This is a genomic window from Methylosinus sp. KRF6 (genome assembly GCF_018887255.1).
Taxonomy (GTDB): domain Bacteria; phylum Pseudomonadota; class Alphaproteobacteria; order Rhizobiales; family Beijerinckiaceae; genus Methylosinus; species Methylosinus sporium.
Window position 1 is genome coordinate 1 of record NZ_JAHLJF010000026.1, and the last position, 5,130, is coordinate 5,130.

The window sequence follows — 5,130 nt, forward strand, 5'->3', positions numbered from 1 at the left end:
GAGCCGATAAAGTCCGTGAGCTTCGCGCGTTCCTCCGCGCTCAGCCGCACCACGTGTTTCTTGACGGCGATCTCTTTCCCGGCCACGAATCATCTCCAGCGCTGTTCCGCAGCCGCAGTGATTCAGAACTAACCGTCAAAAGCAATGACGCGGGCCAATAGGCGCGATTCGCTGAAACGACGACTCGTTCTGCGCCAATCGTGATCGATCCGCCGCGCATTCACCCTCAGTGTCAGCGTATGCGGCTTGGCCGGCAGAACGGCATGACGCCATCGCCAGCGAATTGTAAGCGGCACGACGCCCCCACTCGGGAGTTCCGCTACGCGCCACGCGGATACCGGCTCGGTTTCCAAAAGTGGCGGAGCGCGGGGACGACGGCGCGGATGTCGCGCCACGCTTCATGTGCGAGCGCCGGCGTGGTGGAGAGGAGGAGCGGCCGACCTTTGTCGTCGCGGCAATAGAACAGGATCGGGAGCAATAGCCCGTGCTCGATCGAGTGCTGTGCCATCAACAGCGACCATGCGAGCAGCCGCAGCTTCATCGCGGCGTAGAATCCTTCACACCAAGGGCGCGCGTCGACGACGCCATCGGCATGCGTCAACGGCGGCTCGTATCGACCATGCGCCTGGACCAGCGCCTCGCCGATGAGATTGAAGCGTATCGCCGTGGTGGCGATCGCGGCGAACTCATCATTGTGGTTGAAAGCGTCGGGCGTGACGCCGAGCAAGGAGCAGATCCATTCGGGCGGCGACAGCGAGACGGGGCCGACCACGATCGCCGTGACGAAGCCGTCGAGCATCGACAGCGAGCTCGCCGCCGAGCGCTCGATCGGCGTCGAATCGGCCGACGCCGCGATGGCGCGATCACGCAGCCAATGGTCGAGCCTTTTGGTCGACATGGCGTAGTCGGCCGTCGCCTTCGCATTCATCGTGGGCTTGCGAGCGCGTCGGCTCATGCCGCAGCCGCGCCGGCTTCGGCCGTGCACGCGGCCTTCCTGTTCCACACGAGCAGCTCGCTCAGCCGATTGATCTTGGTGCGGCCGGAGACGAGACGCTCGAGAACATCCGCCAGATAGGTTTGCGGATCGACGCCGTTCAGTTTCGCCGTTTATGCCGCGCGCTGAACTATGCCGAGCGAGTCCGGTACGGCGCGTCATCTTGACGGCGATATCGGCCATCGAATGAACGGATGCCTCGGTCCCATTCGGCATAGTTTGTCAGCTCAAAGCGCCTCCAGGAAGGCGAGCAGGCTGTCGTTCGGCTGGAATCGGGTTGGCTTGCCGCGCTCGTATGGTTTGAGTTTCGCCAGAGCTGCTTCTTTAAGCGCGAGATGGGCGTGCAGGTAGGCCTGCGTCGTCTCAACTGATTCATGGCCGAGCCACAGCGCGATCACGGAAGAGTCGACGCCGGCTTGCAGCAGTTCCATCGCGGCGCTGTGCCTCAGCACGTGCGGCGACACCTTCTTGGCCTTCAAAGAAGGGCAAGTTTCGCCGGCGACACGAACATGTTTTTTCAGCAACGACTGAACGCTGTCGGCGCTGAGCCGGCCGCCATGCATGTTGGGGAACAATGCTGTCGCTCCTTTCCGGGTCGGTTCCTTGAGCCATGCCTGAAGCGCGCGCCGCGCGAGTGTGGTCAGCGGTGTGGTCCTCTCCTTCCGCCCTTTGCCTACGCATCGCACGTGTGCGCCGCGCGCCGTCGGAACGACTCATAATACGTGCGTATTATCCGCACCCATCTCCGCCTGCACCTTCGGTTGCTCCTGTTTCTGGTAATGGTTAAAATCCGTTCGACGAGATGACGAGGGGGAAGATTTTTGCATCGGCCTGTCGAAGTCCGCATTGGACATATTGTCACAAAATCGGCGACGGCATATTTCGTATCGTGCTGTGAGGCCACGGCAATCGCGAGTTTCGACAGTGACCCGCCGGCCGACCGCCGCCGCATTTGATAGGCAGCGATACGACGCCGGCCGCCGCGAATGATTATTCTCCATGTCACGGCGTGCGACGCAACGCCGTCACGATCGCGCTTCTACACAAAAAGCGGACCGCGGCCTCTGACGGCCGGCGCACTTCGACGGCTGACGACAGGGAGGCGGAGACTTCACCTGAACGGCGGTAGCATGAGGGAGCTCGAACGCATCGAACGTTCGGCGGCTCGCGCTCCGCTTCCTTTCAGACGTCGAACGAATGCCGTTTCAGACAAAATTCGATCACCGAAAACATATGGAACGTCCTCACATGCAGGAAAATCTCATTTATGACGTAGGGCTGCATTCGGGAGCGGATACGGACTTCTATCTCCGCAAAGGATTCGACGTCGTCGGGATTGAAGCCAATCCATCACTCTGTCGGCATTGCGAAGAACGCTTTTCCACCGAGCTCGCTGAAAAGCGATTGACGATCGTCAATCGAGCGATCAGCGAGGCTCCTGGAACGGTCGATTTTTTCGTGAACGAGAAAAAATCCTTATGGGGAACCGCCGATGCGGACCTCATGGAGCGTTATGGAGCTCTCGGTGCCACGAGCTATAAAATACAAGTCCCTTCGACGAGAATGGAAGACGTCTTCGATGAACATGGCACGCCCTATTACATGAAGGTCGACATCGAAGGATATGACTATTTATGCCTGCAAGCCCTCGTCGGCCGCAATGAAAAGCCAAAATATATTTCCGTCGAGGCTAGCGGAACATCGGCCGCCGCCACGATGCATCAATTGGATCTGCTCAAGCGCCTCGGCTACAGCAAGTTCCAAATTGTCCTCCAGAACAATGTCTACAAGCAGGTTTGTCCACGGCCCTCGCTTGAAGGAAACTATCTCGATTTCGAATTCGGCGCGGGAACGAGTGGGCTCTTCGGCAAAGAATTGCCCGGACGATGGATCGATTACGATAAAGTCGTCCTATCATACCGGTGGATCTATTGGAATATGGGTTTCGTCGGAGCGCATATTGGAGTATTTCGTAATGTAAAGAACGGGATGGTGCGACGAGTCCTGGCGAGGTTATTTTCAGCGGGCACGGGCTGGTATGACACGCATGCGACATATTAGACAGCCGCCGTTGTCGGACGTTTCTTCAATCGAAGAATCTTCATTTTACTTAGCTAATAGTAGCTCATCGAGGGCAATAGCTCTCAAGAGGGGGCCGGTCTATTCGAGAGGTGAAAATTATAGGTCCGATATCGACGGCCTTCGAGCACTGGCCGTCATTTTAGTCGTTGCCTTTCACGCAGCGCCGGGACGGATACATGGAGGGTTTATTGGAGTAGACATATTTTTTGTTATCTCTGGATTTCTTATTACTTCAATTATACTATCTGATATTTCAAAAAATAGCTTCAGCATATTTGTATTTTACAGTCGACGAATAAAGAGAATATTTCCAGCTGTGTTGCTTGTTCTATTTTTATGTCTCCTGATTGCGCAATTTGCGCTTATATCGGACGAGTACGTGCAGCTAGGCAAGCACGTCGCGGGCGGTGCCGCGTTCGCAAGCAATTTTATATTGTGGAGTGAAAGCGGTTATTTTGACAACGATTCGGAAACGAAACCGCTTTTACATTTGTGGTCGCTAGGAATAGAAGAGCAGTTTTATATACTGTGGCCTGCAACTCTTTTATATGCGAGACCTAAAAGCAGAAATACACATATTGTGATAACGTGTATTATTATTGTATCGTTCCTGTTCAATATTTACTATGTGAACAAAGATGCGTCAGCGGCATTTTATACTCCACACGCACGCTTCTGGGAGCTGCTGATCGGTTCTGCGCTGGCGTCATATGCATCCAGCGTCGGGGCCTGTCTCCCCAAAAAAGGGGCGTTAGCAGGCAACGTTCTGTCTTGCGGAGGTGGGTTGTTGATCCTCTCGGCGGTTCTGTTGATCGACAAGGATCAGCGATTCCCCGGTTGGCGGGCCCTTGCGCCGACGGTCGGCGCCGCTCTGATCATTGCCGCCGGCTCGAACGCATGGCCGAATAGGACTATCTTATCTAGCCCTATATTGGTATGGTTCGGCCTGATCAGTTTCCCGCTCTATCTCTGGCACTGGCCGTTACTTTCGTTTTCCCGCATTTTCCATAGCGGCGAGGTGTCACAACAGCTTCGTCTCTTGACGGTTCTCGTTTCGATCTTGCTCGCCTGGCTCACCTATCGATACGTCGAAATGCCCATACGCCGGGCCGTCGCCAGCCGTCGTACGATCGCGATATTGCTGAGTTCGATGGTCTTTGTGGGTTGGGTCGGGTGGAGCGCCTACACAAAAGACGACTTCCGGCTTCCTTTGATCGAGACGCCGAAGGCGGTCAACGCAGGCGATACCGGCAATGAGCGCTTTTTCCAGTATTTGCGAGACAATTTCTTTCCTTGCACTCCGCTCGAGCTACAACGAGAATCGGACGTCTGGCGCGGGATACCGAGATGTTTCCAATCGGCCCCGACGTCGGAAAAGCAAATCGCCCTCATCGGAGACAGCCACGCAGAGCATTTGTTTTCCGGCTTGGCCGAAGCGCTCCCCAACGTCAATTTGGTGGTATATGGACAAGGCGGCATACCCTTCGCCAATGACAAGGAATTCGAGCACATATTTTCTTATGTCGCGAACAACGAGAATATCTCCGCTGTAATCTTGGCGGCCCATTGGAATGTGAAGCTCGCCGCCCGGTACCATGATTCTGAAAAGCTCGAATCCGACCTGATCGACACCGTGAGATATCTCGCCGCTATGGGCAAGCGAGTTTACGTGACCGACGACGTTCCGAATTTCTCATTCGACCCATACAAATGCAAATACGCCGGAAGATTGGGCCAGACGAACAATTGCTCACAAAATGCAGAGCCGACGAATAGACAGCTTCGGGTGTTTCGCTCGGTCTTGCGATCCGTTGCAAGCAAAACAAGAGCGGTCGAAATCATTTCGATCGCAGGCGAGCTCTGCGACGAAACCGAGTGCCGCATGGCGCGGGACGGCGTCCTGTTATTCCGGGACTCCCATCACTTGAATATAAGTGGTTCGAAATATATCGGACAGGTCATTGCGCGAGATCACCCGAGTCTCGCCGATTTCGCCAAACGCTAGAGTATCCGTTATGGACAAGGGGCTTTTTCGGCCCAAAGCCGGTCATCGC

The 5,130-nt window shown here is 55.6% G+C and carries 4 protein-coding genes and 1 pseudogene; 2 read left to right on the forward strand and 3 right to left on the reverse strand.

The annotated features are described in order from the left end of the window. Window positions 1-319: 319 nt before the first annotated feature. The 3 genes and pseudogenes from KP010_RS22215 to KP010_RS22225 all read right to left on the reverse strand — a co-directional run bounded on the left by KP010_RS22215 (window position 320) and on the right by KP010_RS22225 (window position 1,680). A complete protein-coding gene (locus KP010_RS22215; protein ID WP_246659890.1) occupies window positions 320-955 on the reverse strand; it encodes a UPF0149 family protein in 636 nt (211 codons plus the stop codon). Continuing rightward, window positions 952-1,107, reverse strand: a pseudogene (locus tag KP010_RS22220) (transposase domain-containing protein); the annotation flags it as partial. The gene KP010_RS22215 and the pseudogene KP010_RS22220, both read right to left, overlap by 4 nt. A gap of 114 nt (window positions 1,108-1,221) precedes the next feature. Continuing rightward, complete coding sequence (locus tag KP010_RS22225) at window positions 1,222-1,680, reverse strand: tyrosine-type recombinase/integrase (protein WP_246659891.1); 459 nt, start codon at window positions 1,678-1,680, stop codon at window positions 1,222-1,224. Window positions 1,681-2,242: 562 nt separating this feature from the next. Here KP010_RS22225 and KP010_RS22230 point away from each other — a divergent pair. Together KP010_RS22230 and KP010_RS22235 are read left to right on the forward strand one after the other, a co-directional pair. Then, window positions 2,243-3,055, forward strand: coding sequence for an FkbM family methyltransferase (locus tag KP010_RS22230; protein ID WP_185966522.1), 813 nt, complete (start codon window positions 2,243-2,245; stop codon window positions 3,053-3,055). Beyond that, window positions 3,042-5,081 carry an acyltransferase family protein gene (locus tag KP010_RS22235; protein ID WP_253203992.1) on the forward strand — a complete coding sequence of 680 codons (2,040 nt, stop codon included), beginning with the start codon at window positions 3,042-3,044 and terminating at the stop codon, window positions 5,079-5,081. The genes KP010_RS22230 and KP010_RS22235 overlap by 14 nt, the downstream gene beginning before the upstream one ends. Window positions 5,082-5,130 lie beyond the last annotated feature (49 nt).